General features: G+C 60.7%; 16 protein-coding genes and 1 tRNA gene. 11 read left to right on the plus strand and 6 right to left on the minus strand.

Translation table 11 applies throughout. The annotated features are described in order from the left end of the window. Genes A9D60_RS10920 through A9D60_RS10930 form a run of 3 tightly spaced genes read right to left on the minus strand, consistent with a single transcriptional unit; the run spans position 1 to position 2,930 of the window. Positions 1-492, minus strand: coding sequence for a hypothetical protein (locus tag A9D60_RS10920; protein WP_065267620.1), 492 nt, complete (start codon positions 490-492; stop codon positions 1-3). Then, a complete protein-coding gene (locus A9D60_RS10925; RefSeq protein WP_065267621.1) occupies positions 485-1,642 on the minus strand; it encodes an SAM-dependent methyltransferase in 1,158 nt (385 codons plus the stop codon). The genes A9D60_RS10920 and A9D60_RS10925 overlap by 8 nt, the downstream gene beginning before the upstream one ends. Then, on the minus strand, positions 1,581-2,930 hold the full coding sequence (locus tag A9D60_RS10930; protein ID WP_065267622.1) for an NAD(P)/FAD-dependent oxidoreductase: 1,350 nt from the start codon (positions 2,928-2,930) through the stop codon (positions 1,581-1,583). The genes A9D60_RS10925 and A9D60_RS10930 overlap by 62 nt, the downstream gene beginning before the upstream one ends. 122 nt (positions 2,931-3,052) lie before the next feature. On the opposite strand from A9D60_RS10930, the gene A9D60_RS10935 reads away from it, so the two are divergent. Together A9D60_RS10935 and A9D60_RS10940 are read left to right on the plus strand one after the other, a co-directional pair. Further along, positions 3,053-3,823, plus strand: coding sequence for a DUF1365 domain-containing protein (locus A9D60_RS10935; protein WP_065267623.1), 771 nt, complete (start codon positions 3,053-3,055; stop codon positions 3,821-3,823). Next, the gene (locus A9D60_RS10940) at positions 3,820-4,545 is read left to right on the plus strand and encodes an SDR family NAD(P)-dependent oxidoreductase (RefSeq protein WP_065267624.1); all 726 of its coding nucleotides are present in this window, start codon (positions 3,820-3,822) and stop codon (positions 4,543-4,545) included. Before A9D60_RS10935 ends, A9D60_RS10940 begins: the two co-directional genes overlap by 4 nt. A 36-nt stretch (positions 4,546-4,581) precedes the next feature. On the opposite strand, the gene A9D60_RS10945 is transcribed toward A9D60_RS10940, so the two are convergent. Both A9D60_RS10945 and A9D60_RS10950 read right to left on the minus strand, forming a co-directional pair. After that, positions 4,582-5,217: a ChrR family anti-sigma-E factor gene (locus A9D60_RS10945; protein WP_065267625.1), complete on the minus strand. Its 636-nt coding sequence runs from the start codon at positions 5,215-5,217 to the stop codon at positions 4,582-4,584. Continuing rightward, positions 5,218-5,847 (minus strand): sigma-70 family RNA polymerase sigma factor, encoded by a 630-nt coding sequence (locus A9D60_RS10950; RefSeq protein WP_083194156.1) that lies wholly within the window; start codon positions 5,845-5,847, stop codon positions 5,218-5,220. A gap of 265 nt (positions 5,848-6,112) precedes the next feature. Between A9D60_RS10950 and A9D60_RS10955 the strand changes: the two genes are divergently transcribed. The 9 genes from A9D60_RS10955 (at position 6,113) to A9D60_RS10995 (ending at position 17,626) form a co-directional block, all read left to right on the plus strand. Continuing rightward, positions 6,113-6,892: an IclR family transcriptional regulator gene (locus tag A9D60_RS10955; protein WP_065267626.1), complete on the plus strand. Its 780-nt coding sequence runs from the start codon at positions 6,113-6,115 to the stop codon at positions 6,890-6,892. Between the two features lie 152 nt (positions 6,893-7,044). Then, positions 7,045-9,507 carry an FAD-dependent oxidoreductase gene (locus A9D60_RS10960; protein WP_065267627.1) on the plus strand — a complete coding sequence of 821 codons (2,463 nt, stop codon included), beginning with the start codon at positions 7,045-7,047 and terminating at the stop codon, positions 9,505-9,507. A gap of 24 nt (positions 9,508-9,531) precedes the next feature. Continuing rightward, positions 9,532-10,773, plus strand: a complete 1,242-nt coding sequence (locus A9D60_RS10965) for a Tm-1-like ATP-binding domain-containing protein (protein WP_065267628.1) — start codon at positions 9,532-9,534, stop codon at positions 10,771-10,773. 36 nt (positions 10,774-10,809) lie between these two features. After that, positions 10,810-11,739 (plus strand): tripartite tricarboxylate transporter substrate binding protein, encoded by a 930-nt coding sequence (locus A9D60_RS10970; RefSeq protein WP_065267629.1) that lies wholly within the window; start codon positions 10,810-10,812, stop codon positions 11,737-11,739. Positions 11,740-11,799: 60 nt separating this feature from the next. After that, positions 11,800-12,339: a tripartite tricarboxylate transporter TctB family protein gene (locus tag A9D60_RS10975; protein ID WP_065267630.1), complete on the plus strand. Its 540-nt coding sequence runs from the start codon at positions 11,800-11,802 to the stop codon at positions 12,337-12,339. A gap of 7 nt (positions 12,340-12,346) precedes the next feature. Next, positions 12,347-13,873, plus strand: coding sequence for a tripartite tricarboxylate transporter permease (locus A9D60_RS10980; protein WP_065267631.1), 1,527 nt, complete (start codon positions 12,347-12,349; stop codon positions 13,871-13,873). Positions 13,874-13,877: 4 nt separating this feature from the next. After that, on the plus strand, positions 13,878-15,365 hold the full coding sequence (locus tag A9D60_RS10985; RefSeq protein ID WP_065267632.1) for an aldehyde dehydrogenase: 1,488 nt from the start codon (positions 13,878-13,880) through the stop codon (positions 15,363-15,365). Positions 15,366-15,380: 15 nt separating this feature from the next. Beyond that, a complete protein-coding gene (locus A9D60_RS10990) occupies positions 15,381-16,676 on the plus strand; it encodes an aspartate aminotransferase family protein (protein ID WP_065267633.1) in 1,296 nt (431 codons plus the stop codon). Then, the gene (locus A9D60_RS10995) at positions 16,673-17,626 is read left to right on the plus strand and encodes a phosphotransferase enzyme family protein (RefSeq protein ID WP_254656676.1); all 954 of its coding nucleotides are present in this window, start codon (positions 16,673-16,675) and stop codon (positions 17,624-17,626) included. The genes A9D60_RS10990 and A9D60_RS10995 overlap by 4 nt, the downstream gene beginning before the upstream one ends. 304 nt (positions 17,627-17,930) lie before the next feature. Here the strand turns inward: A9D60_RS10995 and A9D60_RS11000 are convergent. Beyond that, positions 17,931-18,007 (minus strand) — tRNA-Met (locus A9D60_RS11000). Positions 18,008-18,108: the final 101 nt, after the last annotated feature.

Raw genomic sequence — 18,108 nt, forward strand, 5'->3', positions numbered from 1 at the left:
TCAGCCCAGAAGCGCGCGGGTAAACCGGGCTGAGCGGGTGTTTGCGCCGACAAAGATCGACATGAAGCCGCGCTTGATACCCGGCTGGCTGAGGGTGCAGACAGTGCGGCCGTTGCGCAGGAATTTTACCCTGTCCGGACCTTGACTGACCGCCAGATAGCGGTCGCCGGGGGCAACATCTTGGAAACAGGCCTGAAACCGGCCACGGCTCGGAGCGCTATGCCCAAGACGCTGCATCTCCGCCAGGGTGGCTTCGACCAGATCATCCTGGCTCAGCCGCCGCTGATAGGTGAGTTCGATCCCGAAGTCCTGCGCCCAGTCTAGTGGTGCCGCATCCTGTGTGAATAACCGGGCCTGATAGACCGGAAAACCGAACAACCGGAAGGTGGCCTCTCCGCGCTGTTCCGCTCCCGGCAGCAGTGACTGCACCGGAGAGCTAAAACCTGCTGCGGGCACTGCCAGCAGGCAAAGAGACAGGAGCACCCTACGCATGAGCCAGCTCCACCTGCACCACATCGGTGTGGCCAATTGCAAAGGAGGCGGCGCAAATTTCCAGATAGTACTGCCAGTTGCGGAAGAAGGCCTCTCCGAAGCCCAGCTCTGAAATCCGGCGTTTTTGCGCAGCCAGGCGCTGCGCCCAGATCCGGCAGGTTCTGGCATAATCCTGGCCGAAAGCGAAATTGTCCGTGACCTGCAACCCCGCCGTTTTCGCCTGCTGAGCAATCACCTGGTTGGACAGCAGCATACCGCCGGGAAAAACATACTGGCGGATGTAGTCGGAGGAAATGCGGTAGGTTGGGAAGTAATCGTCGCGAACTGTGATCGCCTGCAACAGCACGCGGCCGCCTTTTGCCAGGCTGTGTTTGAGCTTGGCAAAATAGCCCGGCCAATAACGCTCTCCAACCGCCTCGATCATCTCGATAGAGACGATGTTTTCAAACTTGCCGTCGATGTCACGGTAATCGCGGAGCTGTATATCGGCGCGTCCGTCCAGACGGCTTTCGGCATACCTGTGCTGGTTGCGCGAAATGGTGACGCCAGTGACATCGCGTCCTTCAGCACTGGCCTGCTCGGCAAAGCCGCCCCAGCCGCAGCCGATCTCCAGCACCCTTTCACCATTCCCGAGCCGCGACAGGATGCGGGCGTTTTTGCGCGTCTGCGCCTGAGCCAGATCATCGCCGTCCACACCGAAAAGGCCGGACGAATACGTCATCCCATCATCCAGCCACAACTGATAGAACTCATTGCCGACGTCATAATGCGCGCGGATATTCTTTCGGGCCCCGCGCTTGGAATTGGCACGAAGCAAGGTGTCGACAATGCGGAATTTAGCGCGGTTCAGTGTGCTTGCTCGATCGTAGCTGCCCAGGTGTTCCCGATTGCGCATCGCCAGCTGCATCAGCCCCTCTATGCTCGGAGTGTCCCACATGCCTTGCACATAGGCCTCGCCCAGACCGATCTGACCGTGCGCCGCCATCGCGGAAACTGCCGCCCAATCGTTTACCTGCATTTCGGCCTCAGGACCGGTTTCGCCGAATTTGTATCGCGCGCCATCCGGGGTGCGCAGTGTCAGCTGTCCCTCACGCAGATGCGCGCAGGTTTTCAGAAATTCCGACTGCAGCGCTTTGTCTGTCAATGCCATGGTCTGTTCCTTTGGCCACTTGAATGGTGAGGGGGTTCATCATGCGGACGATCCGCATTGCGCTGGCGATACCGTCTTCATGGAAACCGTGTCGGTTGTAGGCGCCGGCAAACCAGGTGCTGTTCTGGCCCTGTATTGCCTGAATCTGGTGCTGGGCACGCAGGGCGGACTTGTCGAAAACGGGGTGTGAGAACTCCACTTTGTCGTAAACCTTTTCCGCCGGGATGGGCTGAGTGGGGTTCAGCGTCACAAACAGAGGATCACTGTCCGGGATGTTTTGCAGCCGGTTCATCCAGTAGGTTACTCCGACCCTTCCCTCCTGACTCCGGTAGGCCCAGCTGGACCAGCAGTTGCGCCGTTTGGGCATCTGCGCTTCGTCGCAATGCAAAACAGCTGTATTCGGCTGATAGCGTATAGCACCCAGCGCTGCGGCCTCTTGGGGCCGGGCATCCTCGCCCAGAATGGCCAGCGACTGATCAGAATGGCAGGCAAGGATGAGATCGTCGAAACGGTGCGCGGGTTCTCCCTTGACCTGCACCCAAACACCATCCGGCTGCCGGACAACGCTGTGCACCGGGCTGGACGTGCGGACCCCGCAACCGCGGGCAAGCAGAGCTGCCTCCAGACGGCGGACATATTCAATGCTGCCGCCCTTGACCGTCCACCACTGGTGCTTGCCGGTCCCGGCAAGCAGTGCGTGGTTACGAAAAAAGCGGACCAGGGATTTGGCGGGAAAGGCGTCCACATCGCTGACAGGAGTGGACCAGATCGCACCGCACATAGGCATCAGGTAGTGGTAGCGGAACCAGCTGCCCAAGCCCAGTTCCTCCACCAGTTCGCCAATGGTCTTGTCGTCATCGGTGGCGGCGGCCTCGGCCTGTTTGCCGAACCGCAAAATATCCGCGATCATGCCATGGAACTGCGGACGCAGCAGGTTTCGTTTCTGGGCGGTCAGCGAGCGCAGGCTGTTCAGGCCGTATTCCAAACGCCCGCCGTCGATGCTGGCGCAAAAGCTCATGTCGCTTTTGATGACCGGCACATCCAACTCGCGGAACAGACGCGTAAGATAGGGATACGTGGCATAGTTGAAGACAATAAAGCCGGTATCGACAGGTTGGTCACCTTTCCGCCCTGCCAGGACTGTACGTGCGTGGCCGCCCAGCCTTGGGGCGGCTTCAAACAAGGTCACATCGTGGTGGGCAGACAGGTAGTAAGCCGCGGAAAGCCCCGAAATGCCGCCACCAGCAATAGCAATCCTGCGGCGGCGTCCCTGCGTCTGATCCAGCATCTATCTGTTTTCCTTGCTGTTGTTCGGTTCGAATACGCCGCAAGCAAGAAACCGGATCACTCCGTTCGCGAAAAAACTGCAAAGCGGGTGATCCGGTACGGTATAGCAGGCGTATCCATGACATGATCGAACATGTGGCAGCCCAGACCTTTCACGCCCGCAGGGGCCGATTGAAAAATGCCTTCCGTTATGGCGTCGACTACATACTGACCGACCTGACGCATGGGTCACTGCCACTTCTGTCTCGCAACCGGTTCAACCTGTTTTCGGTTCACGACCGCTGCCATGGCGGCATGCGCGGCAACGGGAGCGGTGTTGATTGGTTCCGCGAGGAGCTGCAGCAGCGCGGTTTCCCACTTGAGGGGGCCCAGCTGCTGCTGCTGACCCAGCCAAGTTTCCTGTGGTTCCACTTTAACCCGGTCAGCTTCTGGATCGCGGTAAGAGACGGCAGCCCTTGGGCCTTCATCGCCGAAGTGAACAACACCTTCGGCCACCGGCACTGCTATTTTGCCGCCCACCCGGAGTTCCGGCCAATCCGGCACAGCGAAGTGATCGAGGCCGAGAAGCTGATGCATGTCTCGCCATTTCAGCAGGTAGCAGGCCGTTACAGCTTCAATTTCGGCATGACGGACCAGGCCTTCAACATCCGGATATCCTACACCAATGGCGACGAAGGGGTGCTGGCGACTCTCAAAGGCCAGCGCCGCCCCATCACTGTTGGCGGACTGCTGGGGGCTGCCATGCGTCGGCCGCTAGGGGCTGTCCGCGTGGTCGCTCTGATCTACTGGCAGGCGCTAAAGCTCTGGTTCAAACGCGCACCGTTCCTGAAGAAACCAAAACCACCGGAACCTCTGATCTCAGATAGCGCAACCTTCACAGGGAAAGAGGCGTGACGCCGTTTGCGGGCAAGACCTATTGGCTGGTGGGGGCGAGCCATGGATTGGGCCGCGAGATTGCACGCCAGCTGGCCGATCAAGAAGCCCGGTTGATCTTGTCGGCGCGTTCAGAAGATGCGTTGCGGAAACTGGCACAAGAACTGTGCAACGCAATCGTTCTGCCTTTGGATGTGACAGATACGGACGCGGTTGCACAGGCCGCCCGCACCGCTGGCCCGCTGGATGGTGTGATCTACAATGCAGGCGTCTATGAACCTATGCGGACCCAGAACTGGGACAGCGGAGCCGTGCTGAAGATGAGCGATGTGAATTTCACAGGCGCGCTGCGCGTTCTTGGGGAAGTGGTGCCCGGCTTTGTCAGGCAAAGGCGCGGGGACATCACCCTGGTCGGCTCTCTGGCCGGGTACCGGGGATTGCCTGCATCGATCGGCTACGGCGCCAGCAAGGCGGCTCTGGTGAGCCTGGCGGAAACCATGCGCCACGACCTGAAGGATAGCGGCGTTACTGTCCGCCTAGTCAATCCTGGCTTCATCAAAACCCGCCTGACCTACAAGAACAGCTTCCGGATGCCGCAACTGATGGACCCGGAGGACGCCGCTCGCCATGTGATTGCGGCGATGCGGTCGCGCCGCTTCCGCACCGATTTCCCCCGCCCTTTCTCCTTCGCAATCAATGCGCTTAATCTGCTTCCCGACTGGATTGTCTACCGCGGGAAATGAGTGGCGCGCCGGATTTGCCCTATTTTTCAACTAGCCTCAAATCCGGAACAGAGGCTGCAGCATGCGCGGCATGAAGGCTCTGAACCTCAGCGGCGCATCGGTTGCGGTCAGGCAGATGCATGGATCGCCTGCATCTGCGACCGGTGTATGTTCCAGGTTCTCGTCGCCTATCTCGACATCGCCGACACCAAATTGCCCGGTTTCATCGCTGAAGCTGCCCTGCAGAACCAGTGTCAGCTCCAGACCATTGTGGCTGTGGTCGGGCACCGCCTGCCCGGCCGGAATGAATAGCAGCCGGGCAGATCCCTCATTGTCCTCAAACAGAATGTCTTGCTTCACGCCCATTCCGAGAGTCTTCCAGCGCGGCGTCCTCCCCTTCAGGCTCTGTATGACCGGGCCGGGATAGATCCCTCTTGTTTCGTAGACCGGTTCCGGCACAGCAGGCGCGTCCAGCGCCGCCAGAACCTTCGATTTCAGACCCGCGTCAACTGCTACGCCATCCTCAGTCTCAAGCAGCGCACCGCCAGCAGCCTGATGCGCGCCGAGCGCCGCATGGCAGTCGCGGCAATAGGACAAGTGGGACGCCACCACCATTGAAAAGGCATGCGGAAGGCTGCCGGAGACATAGGCAGCAATCATCGCGTCGGGGATGTGATGAGTGATTGCAGGCATTCAGCGCAATCCTTTTAATTCCTTGCGCAGCCGCCCGAGTCCCAGGCGGATGCGCGATTTTACGGTTCCAAGCGGCAGGCCGGTCTGGCTGCTGATCTCTTGATGAGTCAGGTCACCCATATAGGCCTTTACGATCATCTCTTTCTGATCGGGGTGCAGTTGCGCAATGGCTTGCTTCAACTGCTCCGCTTCCTGCTCCAGTGCAAGGATCTGACTAGCGTCGGGCTCGGTGCCGGGATCTTCACCCAATTCGTCCGGCACAGGCCGGCTTTCCTTACGGACGATGTCGATATGACGGTTGCGGGCGATCTGATAAATCCAAGCCGCGGCCTGCGCCTTGTGCGGATCAAACAGCGACGCTTTGCGCCAAATGGTGAGCATGACGTCCTGGACGATCTCTTCTGCCAGCGCGGGCCTTGCGCCACACCGGATGACAAAACCCTTCAGCCGCGGCGCCAGAAAATCAAACATGTCCGCAAATGCCTCTCTGTCACGCTGATCGCGTACTGCAAGGAGCCAAAGGGTAAGTTGTGAAAACGACTGGTCTTTCGGCACGGCGGCATTGTCCTCAGGCGTTGCCCGAAGCACAATTGTTTCTTCCGGCGGCCTATCCAAGTTCAGTGTCACCATAGTCTGATTACGGGCTGCTGGTGAAGCCGGATCACCGCGCAAGAATTTATTAAGCTTTTGCTTTGAAGCCGAGCGTTTTTCGTCAGCAGATATCCGGTTGCAGAGTGCACTAGTTCGAACCATTACTATCAATGCACTTCACAAGGTGCTTTAATCGCACCCGGAGTGCAGAAATTTCGATTCCGGCCTGAGCCATATGGTACGTTAGCGGTCAATGCCCGGCTCCGGCGGAACATGCGGAACCGAATTGCGCGAAGGAAGCCCAATGAAGACCGTGGACAAAGCCATGTTTCTGCTACGCCAGTTTTCGCTGGAGAACCTTGAAATCGGCTTGAACGACCTGGCCCGCGCCACGGATCAAGACAAAGCCGTAACTCGCAGGTTGCTTCTGTCTCTCATCAATCATGGTTTCATCGAGCAGAACCCGGAAACCAGAAAGTACCGGTTGGGCCACGCCTTCCTGTCTCTGGCGCGGCTGCGCGAAGCCACTGTACCGATGGTAAAGGCAACCCAAGTGGTGACTCAGTGGCTGTCCGCGCAGGCAAATGAAACCGTGCATGTCGGCATTCCTGGCGCCGTAGGTTTGGGAACTGCTTCGTTTACTCTGCCTGCACGGGGCAATGTGATCAATCTGCAGCCCGCGGAAACCTACCCTTACCACTCTTCCTCTTCCGGACTGGCGTTTCTGGCATTCTGTTCTGAGGACACCCGGGAGCGGCTGCTGAGCCTGAAACGGGAAAAACTGACACGCTTCACTGTGACAGATGAAGCTGAGTTGAGAGATGTTCTCCGTGAAACCCGAAGCCGCGGCTATTCGTGCGCCCGCAACACAGTTGAGATCGGGGTCGCCAGCGTGGCGATGCCGTTTTTCACGGATGGCAAGGACCCGGCAGGCACCATAGCGATTGCGGTTCCCGACCTGAACCTGGATCCCGCCCGCCAAGCAGAACTGGCCGCGTTGCTGGGGGCCGCTATCCGGCAGCTGGAGACAGCGCTGACTGGTGCGCCGTCACCGCGCAGCCCGGTTTCTTTAGTGGTGCAATAAACGCACCTATGGTGCGAAACATTTCTGTGAATCGAATCTTTCTGCCACAAGATCTGCATCTGAGCGGCTAAAGCCTGCGCTCCCCGGCGCCTCTCCGCTCCTGGTCTGAAACCTGCGGATCGCCTGCAACAGCGGGCTGAAGGAACGATTTGATGGCTTACAATCTCCCTGAACAAGCCCCTGTGGTAATCATCGGCGGCGGCATTATTGGTGTCTCTACGCTGTACCACTTGGCGAAGCGGGGGGTGCCTGCTGTCCTGATCGAACGCCGCAAAGTCGCGAGCGGCACCACCTGGCACGCGGCCGGGATCGTTGGCCAGCTGCGCGACAGCACCGCCCAGACCGAGCTGGGCAAATACACCGCCCGACTGTTCCGTGAGCTGGAGGAAGAGACCGGTCAGGCCACCGGCTACAAGCCCAACGGCACCATCAACCTGGCCATCGGCGACGTGCGGCACGAGCAGCTGCTGCGCGGCCATGATCACGCAGCCCGCATGGGGATCGAGAGTTTCCTGTTGTCCCGCGCGGAGCTGCAGGAGAAATGGCCCTGGATCGAAACAGACGACGTGAAATCCGCCTTCTTCGTGCCATCCAACGGCCAAGTGAACCCGCTGGATGTGACCGTCGCCATGGTCAAGGGTGCCAAGGCGCAGGGCGCACAGCTGTTCGAGGAGACCAAGGTCAATCAGCTGGTTGTCCGCGGCGGCAGGATTGCCGGTGTGGAAACCGACAAGGGCGTGATCGCCACGGACAAGGTGCTGCTGGCCGGCGGCATGTGGAGCCATCTGTTCGCCAAGGCGCACGGTGTCACCGTGCCGCTGCACGCGACCGAGCATTTCTACATCGTGACCGAGCCGGTCGACGGGCTGCCCAAGAACCTGCCGATCCTCAACATCGCCGAGGAGCGCACCTACTGGAAGGAAGACACCGGCAAGCTGCTGATCGGCTCCTTCGAGAAGCTGGGCAAGCCCTATGGCGCCGATGGTATCCCGGAGGATTTCGAGTTCGACGAGCTGCCCTTTGACATGGAGCATGTGGAGCCGAACCTGGAAAAGATGTTCGAGCGGATGCCGCCCCTGGGCGAGATGGGCATCCAAACCTTCTTCAACGGGCCGGAGAGCTTCACCCCGGACGGCCGCCCCTACCTGGGGCCGGCCAGCGAGATCAAGGGCCTGTTTGTGGCAACTGGCATGAACTCCAACGGCATCCTCAATTCCGGCGGCGTCGGGCTGACGATGGCGGAATGGCTGATTGATGGCGCGCCGTCGCGCGGGATGGGGCCGATGCTGGCCCGCCGCGCGCACCCGTTCCAGCGCAACACCAGGTACAACCACGACCGCAGCGCGGAATCGGTAGGCTTCCACTATGGCGTCTCCTGGGCCGGCCGCCAGGTCAGCAGCGCCCGCGGCGTGCGGCGAGTGCCGCTGCATGACCGGCTCAAGGCCGCCGGCGCCACTTTCGCGGAACGGATCGGCTGGGAAATGCCCATGTACTATGATCCTGAGCAGAAGGGCTGGAACGAGGAGCCGAGCCTGTGGTGGAAGGACTGGTCGCCGCATGTTGAGGCAGAGTGCCTGGCGGCGCGTGACGCTGCTGTGCTGATCGACCAGTCGATGTACGCCAAAATCCAGGTGCAAGGTCCCGATGCGGTGCGCGCGCTGAACCGGGTCTGCGGCGCGGAAATGAACGTGGCAACCGGCACCTCGGTCTACACCCAGTTCCTGAACTCCCGCGGCGGCATCGAGGCGGATGTCACCATCACCCGCACCGCGCCGGAGTGCTTTATGGTGATTACCGGCCACCCCAGCCAGATCCGCGACCAGGCCTGGATCCGCGATCATGCGAACCCGGAATGGCAGTTCGAGATTTTCGACGCCACCTCAGCCTATGGTCTGATCTCCCTCCACGGTCCCAAGTCGCGCCAGATCCTGTCCGCGGTTTCCGGCGATGACCTGTCAAACGAAGCCTTCCCCTTTGGCGCGGCACAGGAAATCGACATTGGCTATGCCCGCGGCTGGGCCATCCGCCGCTCGTTCCTGGGCGAGCTGGGTTATGAGCTGATGATGCCAACCGAATTCACCGCAGGCGTCTATGAGGCGCTGATGGAGGCCGGCGAGCCGCTGGGCTTGCGTCACATGGGCATGTTCGCGATGAACGCCTGCCGCCTGGAAAAGGGCTTCCGCCACTTCGGCCACGACATTGCCGAAGACGACACCCCCTATGAAACCGGACTGGGCTTTGCGGTCGCGCTTAGCAAAAAAGACGATTTCCTCGGCAAAGCCAAACTGGCTGCGCAGAAAGAAGGCGGGGCGGCAACAGAGTGCAGAACCGCCTCCTGCATCGTCGAAAGTGCAAATGCCAAGGACGGGCCCTACCTTATCCACAATGAACCCGTGTGGAAGAATGGCGCGATCGTGGGCCATGTAACCTCCGGCGACTGGGGCTTCCGGCTGCAGGCGATGGTCGGCCTTGCCAGCCTCCACAGCGGCGGCGGTGTCAGCAAGTCTTGGATCGATGAAGGTGGATTCGAAGTGCAGATCGCTGGCAATATGTACCCGCTGAAGGTGCAGCTGGCTCCATACTATGACCCCAAGGGCGAAATCATGCGGGGCTGAGCCGCAACTGGCAGGGAGGACACCATGGCTGACAAGACTATACTAGTCATTGGCACATACGATACCAAGAATGCCGAGCTGGAATTTCTGGCGCAGAAGATCCATGCCTTGGGCGGCGGCGTGCTGACACTGGATGTCAGCGTGCTGGGCGACCCGGAACAGCCCACGGATTTCTCCAAGCATGACGTGGCCAAGGCAGGCGGCAGCTCCATTCAAGCTGCCATCGACAGCGGCAGCGAGCATGTGGCGATGAATATCATGTCGGCCGGCGCCTGTGCCCTAGCGCAGGAGCTGCACCGCGACGGCGGCATTGACGGGGTGATCATCCTGGGCGGCACCATGGGCACCGATCTGGCGCTGGATGTTTGCCAGGCGCTGCCGGTCGGGGTGCCGAAATATGTGGTCTCCACCGTCTCCTTCTCGGCACTGATCCCGGCAGAACGGCTGTCGCCGGATATCCAGATGATCCTTTGGGCTGGCGGCCTCTATGGGCTGAACAGCATCTGCAGGTCTTCTCTTGCCCAGGCGGCGGGGGCGGTTCTGGGCGCTGCAAGGGCGGCTGAGCCTGCGGTCAGCGGGCGGCCGGTGATCGGTGTCACATCGCTGGGCACCTCCTGCCTCAAATACATCAAGACGCTGAAACCGGAACTGGAGCAGCGGGGCTACGAGGTAGCAGTGTTCCATGCCATGGGCATGGGCGGCATGGCGTTTGAGCAGATCGCAGCGCAAAACGGCTTTGTCTGCGTGATGGATTTCGCCGGCTGCGAACTGGGCAATCTTCTGGCCGGATCGGTGGTCAATGCCGGCCGCGACCGGCATCTGTCGGCGGGCCGTGCAGGCATCCCGCAGATCGTTGCGCCGGGCTGCATGGACCTGATCGACTTTGCCGGCTGGCAGGAGATCCCGCCCCAATTCGAGGGCCGCCCGATCCACACCCATAACAAGCTGGTGAAAAACACCTTCTACAACGCTGAGGAACGCCGCGGGATCGCCCGCGAGCTGAACCGGCGGATTGGCGAAAGCAAGGCCCCCACGCATCTGATCATTCCAAAAGGCGGTATAGAGGAATGGGACCGCCCCGGCGGCGACTGCCACGACCCGGAAGGGCTGGAGGCCTTCATCAGCGAACTAAGCGCCACCGTGGCGCCTTCCGTCCAGGCGACCGAACTGGACGCCCATATCAACGACCCTGCTTTTGCCCAAACGGCATTAAAAATCTTCGACTGCTGGGTGGCCGAAGGAACTGTCCCGCCGGGCAAGGCGTGACCAAAAGAACAATGAGTATTCAATAGGGAGGAAACTATGAAACTCAAACTCGCAGCTGCCGCCGCCGTGCTCAGCGCCACTGCCGCGATGGCGGAATACCCGGAAAAGCCGGTCTCCTTCGTGGTGCCCTGGCCGCCGGGCGATCTGGAAGACGTGCTGACCCGGATGATCGCCGACAAGTTCCAGGAGATGTACGGTGTCCCCGCCGCGGTGGTGAACAAGCCGGGCGGCGGCGGCGGCCCGTTCCCTGGTGCTGTCGAGGTGGCTAACGCTCCGGCGGACGGTTACACAGTGGGTTCCTTCGTGATCGGCGTGCCCGTGGTCGGCCCCGAAATCGGCATCCCGGAGCTGGCCCCCAATCCCTTCGATCCGGTCGGCATTTTCCTGACCTATCCGTTTGTGGTCGCGACACTTGCTGACAAGCCCTATGACACCTGGGAAGAGCTTTCGGCCTATGGCGCGGAAAATGACGTGTCACTGGGTCACTACGGCACCTTCCTGGCCCCGACCAAAGTAACCTTTGCCGCCGCCATCAAGTCCGGCTTCGATTTCGCCAGCGAGGCGGCCTATGACTTGCTTGACTGCAACGTTCTAGCCTCGGGCGACGTGGACGTGGTGAACGGCACCCTGCAGACCCTGCTGCCCTGCATGGACAGCATCAAGATCCTGGCCAGCATCGGCTCCGAGCGTACCGCGCTGACCCCGGATGTGCCGACCATGGCCGAGGTGGTTCCGGGCCTGGAACTGTCGCTGTGGAACGGGCTGTTTGTGCACAAGGACACGCCTGCCGACGCGCGCGAGAAGATCGCCGCCGCAGCCCAGGCCACGCTGGAAACCGAAGCGGCGCAAAACCTGATGAAGGAAACCGGCGTGCTGCTCTACTGGAAGGATGCAGAAAGTTCATCCCAGCAGATCGAGAAAGACATCACCGATCTGGCCGAGATCAACGCCCTGGTCGGAGAGTAATACAGCTTGGGGCGCCCCGGTGCGCCCCAGCATCCGCCGCGGCAGGAGGAGGACGCTGCGATGACACGCATCAAGTATTTTCAAGAGTTGTTTCAGCGCTACCGGCGGCCCGGAGATCTGGTTTTTGCCGTGGTGTTCCTGCTGTTCGCGCTGTTCCTTCTGAGCCAGCTAGGCGAGCAAACCAAGTGGGTGAAACGCACCAAATGGTTCGGACAGCCGGCGCTGTGGCCCAGCATTGCAGTCTGGGGCATGGTAATCTTCGGCGCCTTCCATCTGCTGGGCTCGATCGTTTCACCGCGCATTTACGGCCGGCTGAAGGAAGTCGTGTTCTGGCTGCGATCGCTTGAGTATGTTCTGTACTTCCTGGTCTATGTCGCCATCGTCCCGCTCTGCGGCTACCTGCCGTCAACCATCCTCTTTGCCCTGTTCCTCACCCTGCGCGCGGGCTTCCGCCGCCCGCAGCACCTGACGCTTGCTGCGCTGTTTGCGGTCTGCGTCGCATTGATCTTCCGCGGGTTCCTGCAGGTGAAGATCCCCGCAGGCGAAATCTATCAATACTTGCCCGAGGCGGTCCGCGCCTTTGCGCTGAGCTATTTGTGAGGTAGCTATGGACACGCTTTTTTCCGGTCTTCAAATTCTTGCCCAATGGGACGTTCTGATGGCGCTGGTCATCGGCTCCATAGGTGGTGTCGTCATTGGTGCACTGCCCGGTGTCGGGCCTGCGGTTGCCATTGCCATCCTGCTGCCTGCGACCTTTGCGTTTGAACCCATCGTCGGCCTGACTTTGCTGCTAGGTATTTACGGCAGCTCGATGTACGGCGGCGCAATTCCCGCCATCCTGATCAATACCCCTGGCACGCCGGTCAACGCGCTGACAACCTATGACGGCTACCCGATGACCAAGCGCAAGGAGGGCCACCGGGCGCTCTCTCTGGCGTACACGGCGTCATTTTTCGGCGGCATTTTCTCTGTTATCTGCCTGATCTTGCTTGCACCGCTGCTGGCGCTGGTCGCCCCGCACTTCGGAAGCCGCGAAATATTCCTGGCTGCCTTCATGGGCATTCTGCTGGTGGTCGTGGCGCACCGCGGCCAGACCTTTGCAGCCGGGATGCTGACTTGTTTCGGGATCTTCCTGAACACCGTCGGGCTGGAGCCGGTCAAATACACTAAACGCTTTACCTTCGATCAGTCCTGGCTGTCCTCCGGGTTTGACCTGATTGTCGTGGTGCTGGGGCTGTTTGCCCTCAGCCAGGCCTTTTTGCTGCTGATCGAAAAGGACCACGCCCCGGGCGACGCCCATGTGCAAGGCAGCATGCTGTCAGGTGTGAAAGAGCTGCTGGGGATCAAGCGCATTGCCACCGTCTCTTCCTCCCTCGGTGTGCTGATGGGCATGATCCCCGGCGTCGGTGAATTCACCGCACAGTTCCTCTCCTACACTTACGCGCAGAAGACCTCGAAAACCCCGGACGCCTTCGGCAACGGTTCTCCCGAAGGCCTTGTCGCATCTGAGGCCGCAAACAACGCTGTCCCAGGTGCGGCAATGATCCCGCTCCTGGCGCTTGGCATCCCCGGCGAAGCGCTGACCGCGATGATGCTGTCGGTATTCTATGTTCACAACGTGATCCCCGGTCCGCAGCTCTTCGAAACCCAGCTGGACTTCGTGATGGCGCTCTATCTGGCATTGATCCTGCTCAACTTGATTGTGCTGGTGTTCCTGCTGTTCTCCACCAACCTTCTGCTGAAGATCATCCAAATCCCGACCCGCTTCCTCGGCATGATGATCCTGACCCTGTCCTTCATCGGCGTCTACTCGCTGCGTAATTCGATCACCGACTGCGCCATTGCCGCAGGCTTCGGTGTGCTGGGACTGATCCTCAAACGGCTGAACCTGCCGATTGTGCCGATCATCCTGGGCATGGTCCTAGGCGGCATCATGGAGGTCAAGCTGCGGGCCGCGATGGCGGCAGTGAAAACCCCCATCGATTTCATCAGCCGTCCGATCGCCGCAATCATCTTTGTGATGATCATCGGAATCCTGGTGCTGCACATCCGCACCCTGATCCGCGAGCAGAAGGCGAAGCAGAAGCCAGAGCCGGTCGGACCAGACTACGAACATTCGAGCCAGCAGGGGTAACAACATGCTGAACCAAAGCGATATCGACGCCCTCCGGCAGCTGGAGGTGCCGGTGCAGGGCCATTTCATCGATGGCGAGGCACAGGCCTCCCTCACCGGCGGCAGGCTTGAGGTGATTTCCCCTATCGACGGCAAGCCATTTGCCCGTCTGGCAGAGGGAACGCCTGCCGACATGGAACGTGCCATCGCCTCCGCTCGGGCCTCTTTTGAGGCCGGGCACTGGTCCCGCATGGCCCCTGCCGCCCGCAAGAAGGTGCTGATGAAGCTGGGCGATCTGATCGAGGAGCGGGCGCTGGAAATCGCCGTGCTGGGAGTGCGTGACAACGGCACCGAAATCAACATGGCGATCAAGGCGGAGGCGCTGTCGGCCGCCGCCACCTTCCGCTACTACGGCGAGACCATTGACAAGATCTATGGTCAGGTTGCCCCCACGGCGGAGAATGTGCTGGGCCTTGTGCATCACGCACCGGTTGGCGTGGTCGGGGCCATCGTGCCCTGGAATTTCCCGCTAATGATCGGCTCCTGGAAGATCGCGCCGGCACTGGCGGCAGGGAATTCAATTGTTCTGAAACCTGCAGAAAGCGCCTCGCTCAGCCTGCTCAAGGTAGCCGAGTTGGCGGTCGAGGCGGGTGTGCCACCGGGCGTTTTCAATGTGGTCACCGGCAAAGGCAGCGTGGTGGGCGAGACCCTTGCGCTCAGTATGGATGTGGACATCATGGTTTTCACCGGCTCCGGCACCACCGGGAGGCGGCTGCTGGAATATTCGGCCCGCTCCAACCTCAAGCGCTGCTACTTGGAGCTGGGCGGCAAATCCCCCAACATCGTCTTCAACGATGCGCCCGATCTGGCAGAGGCTGCCAAAGTTTCTGCCGCGGGTATTTTCCGTAACTCCGGCCAGGTCTGCGTTGCAGGCTCCCGGCTGCTGGTGCAGGAAGACATCGCCGAGGATTTCATCACCGAAATGGCCCGCCACGCCGAGGCCTTCCGCGTCGGCGATCCGCTCGACCTCGCCAGCCAGATCGGTGCGGTGCATTCACTGGTAGAGCTGGAAGCCAACCTTGAGTTTGCCGCCCGAGCTGAGACCGAGGGCGCAGAGCTGCGCAGCGGCGGCAAGCGCATCCTGCAGGAAACCGGCGGCTTCTACATGCAGCCGACCATCATGGCGGGCGTTAAGCCACAGGACAATCTGTTCCAGAACGAGGTGTTCGGCCCGGTGCTTGCCGTCACCACATTCAAGGATGAAGAAGAGGCAATCCGCCTTGCCAATGCCACCACCTACGGCCTCTCCGCCGGGGTATGGACTGCAAACCTCAGCCGGGCGCACCGCATGGTGGCAGGCATCCGCGCCGGCATCGTGCATGTGAACACTTATGGCGGTTCCGACCTGACCGTGCCCCTGGGCGGTGTCAAGCAGTCCGGCAACGGCCATGACAAGTCTCTGCACGCATTAGAGAAATACTCCGACCTGAAATCCGCCTGGATTCAGCTGTAATCTCAAGGAAACGCCATGACTCTGTCCGCCAGATCCCAGGATCTCCTCAAACGGCGCGCCCGGCTTTTGGGGCCGAATGTCTCCACTTTCTATGATGAGCCGCTGCATATCGTGAAGGGCGAGGACGTCTGGCTGTGGGACGCCGACGGGCGAAAGTATCTGGACTGCTATAACAACGTACCGCATGTGGGCCATTGCAACCCAAGGGTGGTGGAGGCGATCTGCCGCCAGGCAGCAACTCTCAACACCCACACCCGCTACCTGCATGACGGAATTCTCGACTATGCCGAAAAGCTGACCAGCACCATGGACACCTCGCTCGACACTGCCATCCTGACCTGCACCGGGTCAGAGGCCAACGACATCGCCCTGCGCATGGCCGAAGGCATGACCGGCAAGCGCGGCATTGTGGCAACCGACGCGACCTATCACGGAAACACTGCGCTGGTCAGCCAGCTCAGCTGCTCGAACACGCCAACGGTTGGCTTCGGGCTTGAGCAGTATTTCCGCTTTGCCGAGGCCCCGGACAGCTACCGCAACCCGGATCCGGACGGCACCAAATTTGCTGCTGCGGTGGCGGAACAGATCGCCGCGCATGAGGAGGCCGGCACCGGCTTTGCCGCGCTGGTGATCTGCCCCTTTTTCCTCAACGAAGGCTTCCCGAACCACCCCGATGGCTGGCTGAAGCCCGCGGCAGAGGTGGTGCGCAAGGCGGGCGGCCTCCTGATCTGCGACGAGGTGCAATCGGGCTTCGGCCGCACCGGCACCCATATGTGGGCGCATCAGAAGATGGGCGTGGTGCCGGATGTGATGACACTGGGCAAGCCGATGGCCAACGGCCACCCGGTCGGCGGCGTTGTCACCCGCAGCGAAATCCTCAAAACCTTCCGCTCCGGCTACCGCTATTTCAACACTTTCGGCGGCAACCCGGTGTCCTGTGCCGCCGCCATGGCGGTGCTGGAGGAGATCGAGGACAAGAACCTTCTGGCCCATGCCGAGGCGGTCGGTGCCCACGCCCGCGCCCGGCTGAAGGCATTGCAGGAGAAGTACGAGTTTATCGGCGACGTGCGCGGCTCCGGCATGGTGTTTGGCGCCGAAATGGTACTGGACCGGCAAAGCAAGGAACCGGCGATTGAGTTCACCGACTGGGTGATCAACGCCATGCGCCACCGCGGCATCATCCATTCCAAGCTGGGCCGCCACAGGAACACCCTGAAAATCCGCCCGCCGATGCCGTTCTCCAGGGAAAACGCCGACATGTTGTTCGACACCCTGGACGAGGTGCTGGCCGAAACCCCGGTGCAGCCGTGACAGCTGCAGCCGTGGAGCAATCGCTGGTGCTCTGGGGGATGCAGGGGGCAGAGACCCGCCTCATTGCCACCCGCGAGAACCAGGTCTACCGGGTCGATCACGCCGGGCGCGCCTGCGCCCTGCGCCTGCACCGCCCCGGATACCGCACCGATGCAGAGCTTTGGTCGGAACTGCAATGGATGAACGCCGCGGCAGCGGGCGGCCTGCATGTGCCGGCCCCGATCCCCTCCACTTCAGGTGAGTTTCTGCATGTGGCTGACGATATCCAAGTGGATGTGCTCACCTGGCTCTCTGGCGCCCCGGTCGGCCAGACGGGCGAGGACCTGGCCGCCACCGACCGCATCGGCCTGTTCTACGGTATCGGCCGCGAAATGGCCCGTCTGCACGCCGTCTCCGACCGCTGGACCCCGCCAGAGGGCTTCAGCCGCTGGTCCTGGAACCGCGAAGGCCTGCTTGGCAAAACCCCGGTCTGGGACCGGTTCTGGGAGAATCCCAGCCTGACCAAAGAGGACCGCGCGCTGTTCCTTGCCTTGCGCAACAAAGCGGATGAGGCACTGCAACGGCTGGAGGGCAAACTGGATTATGGCCTTATCCATGCCGATCTGGTGCGCGAGAACGTCATGGCGGACGGGGACAAGCTGCAGTTGATCGATTTCGACGACAGCGGATTTGGCTTCCGCCTTTTTGATCTGGCCACCACCTTGCTCAGAAACATGCGGGAAACCGACTACCCGGCGCTGCGTGATGCGCTGATAGCCGGGTATCTGTCTGTGCGGGCGATCGACTTGACCGCACTCAACCTATTCCTGGTGCTGAGGTCAGCGACATATGTGGGGTGGATCATCACCCGGATGGATGAGCCCGGATCCAAGGCCCGCAATCAACGGTTCATAGGAACTACCCGCGTGCTGGCACGACAGTATTTGGCAAAGAAAGAGTTTCCCGAATGAAACAGTTCGAAGGCAGGACTAAGCTATTCACAGGCTCGGGCCGTGAACGTGGATTAACAACCACACCGGACCAGTCAGATCAGGTTCCCCACGATCATAGCAGCTCTCCACGCGCCTCCAATTCTTGAGTCTGTCCAGCATGTTCTTGATGCAGCTGTGCCGCCTGTGTGTCCTGCCCCATTTTTATGGGCCAAATCGGTTTAGAGTTTCGGGCACTGGTGGGCGCATGTTGAGGGTCTGATGTTTTTGGGGAGCGCCGAATCGAAAAAGCCCCCGCTTTTTGCGGAGGCTTGGTCGGAAACGCTGGTTGCGGGAGCAGGATTTGAACCTGCGACCTTCAGGTTATGAGCCTGACGAGCTACCTGGCTGCTCCATCCCGCGTCAGGTGTTTTGTTATCGTTTAGAGAGATGTTTGGATTTTACTAGGTTTGGCGGTGACCTACTCTCCCAGGGCTTGAGCCCAAGTACCATCGGCGCGACAG

This window comes from Leisingera sp. JC1, assembly GCF_001679925.1.
Taxonomy (GTDB): Bacteria; Pseudomonadota; Alphaproteobacteria; order Rhodobacterales; family Rhodobacteraceae; genus Leisingera.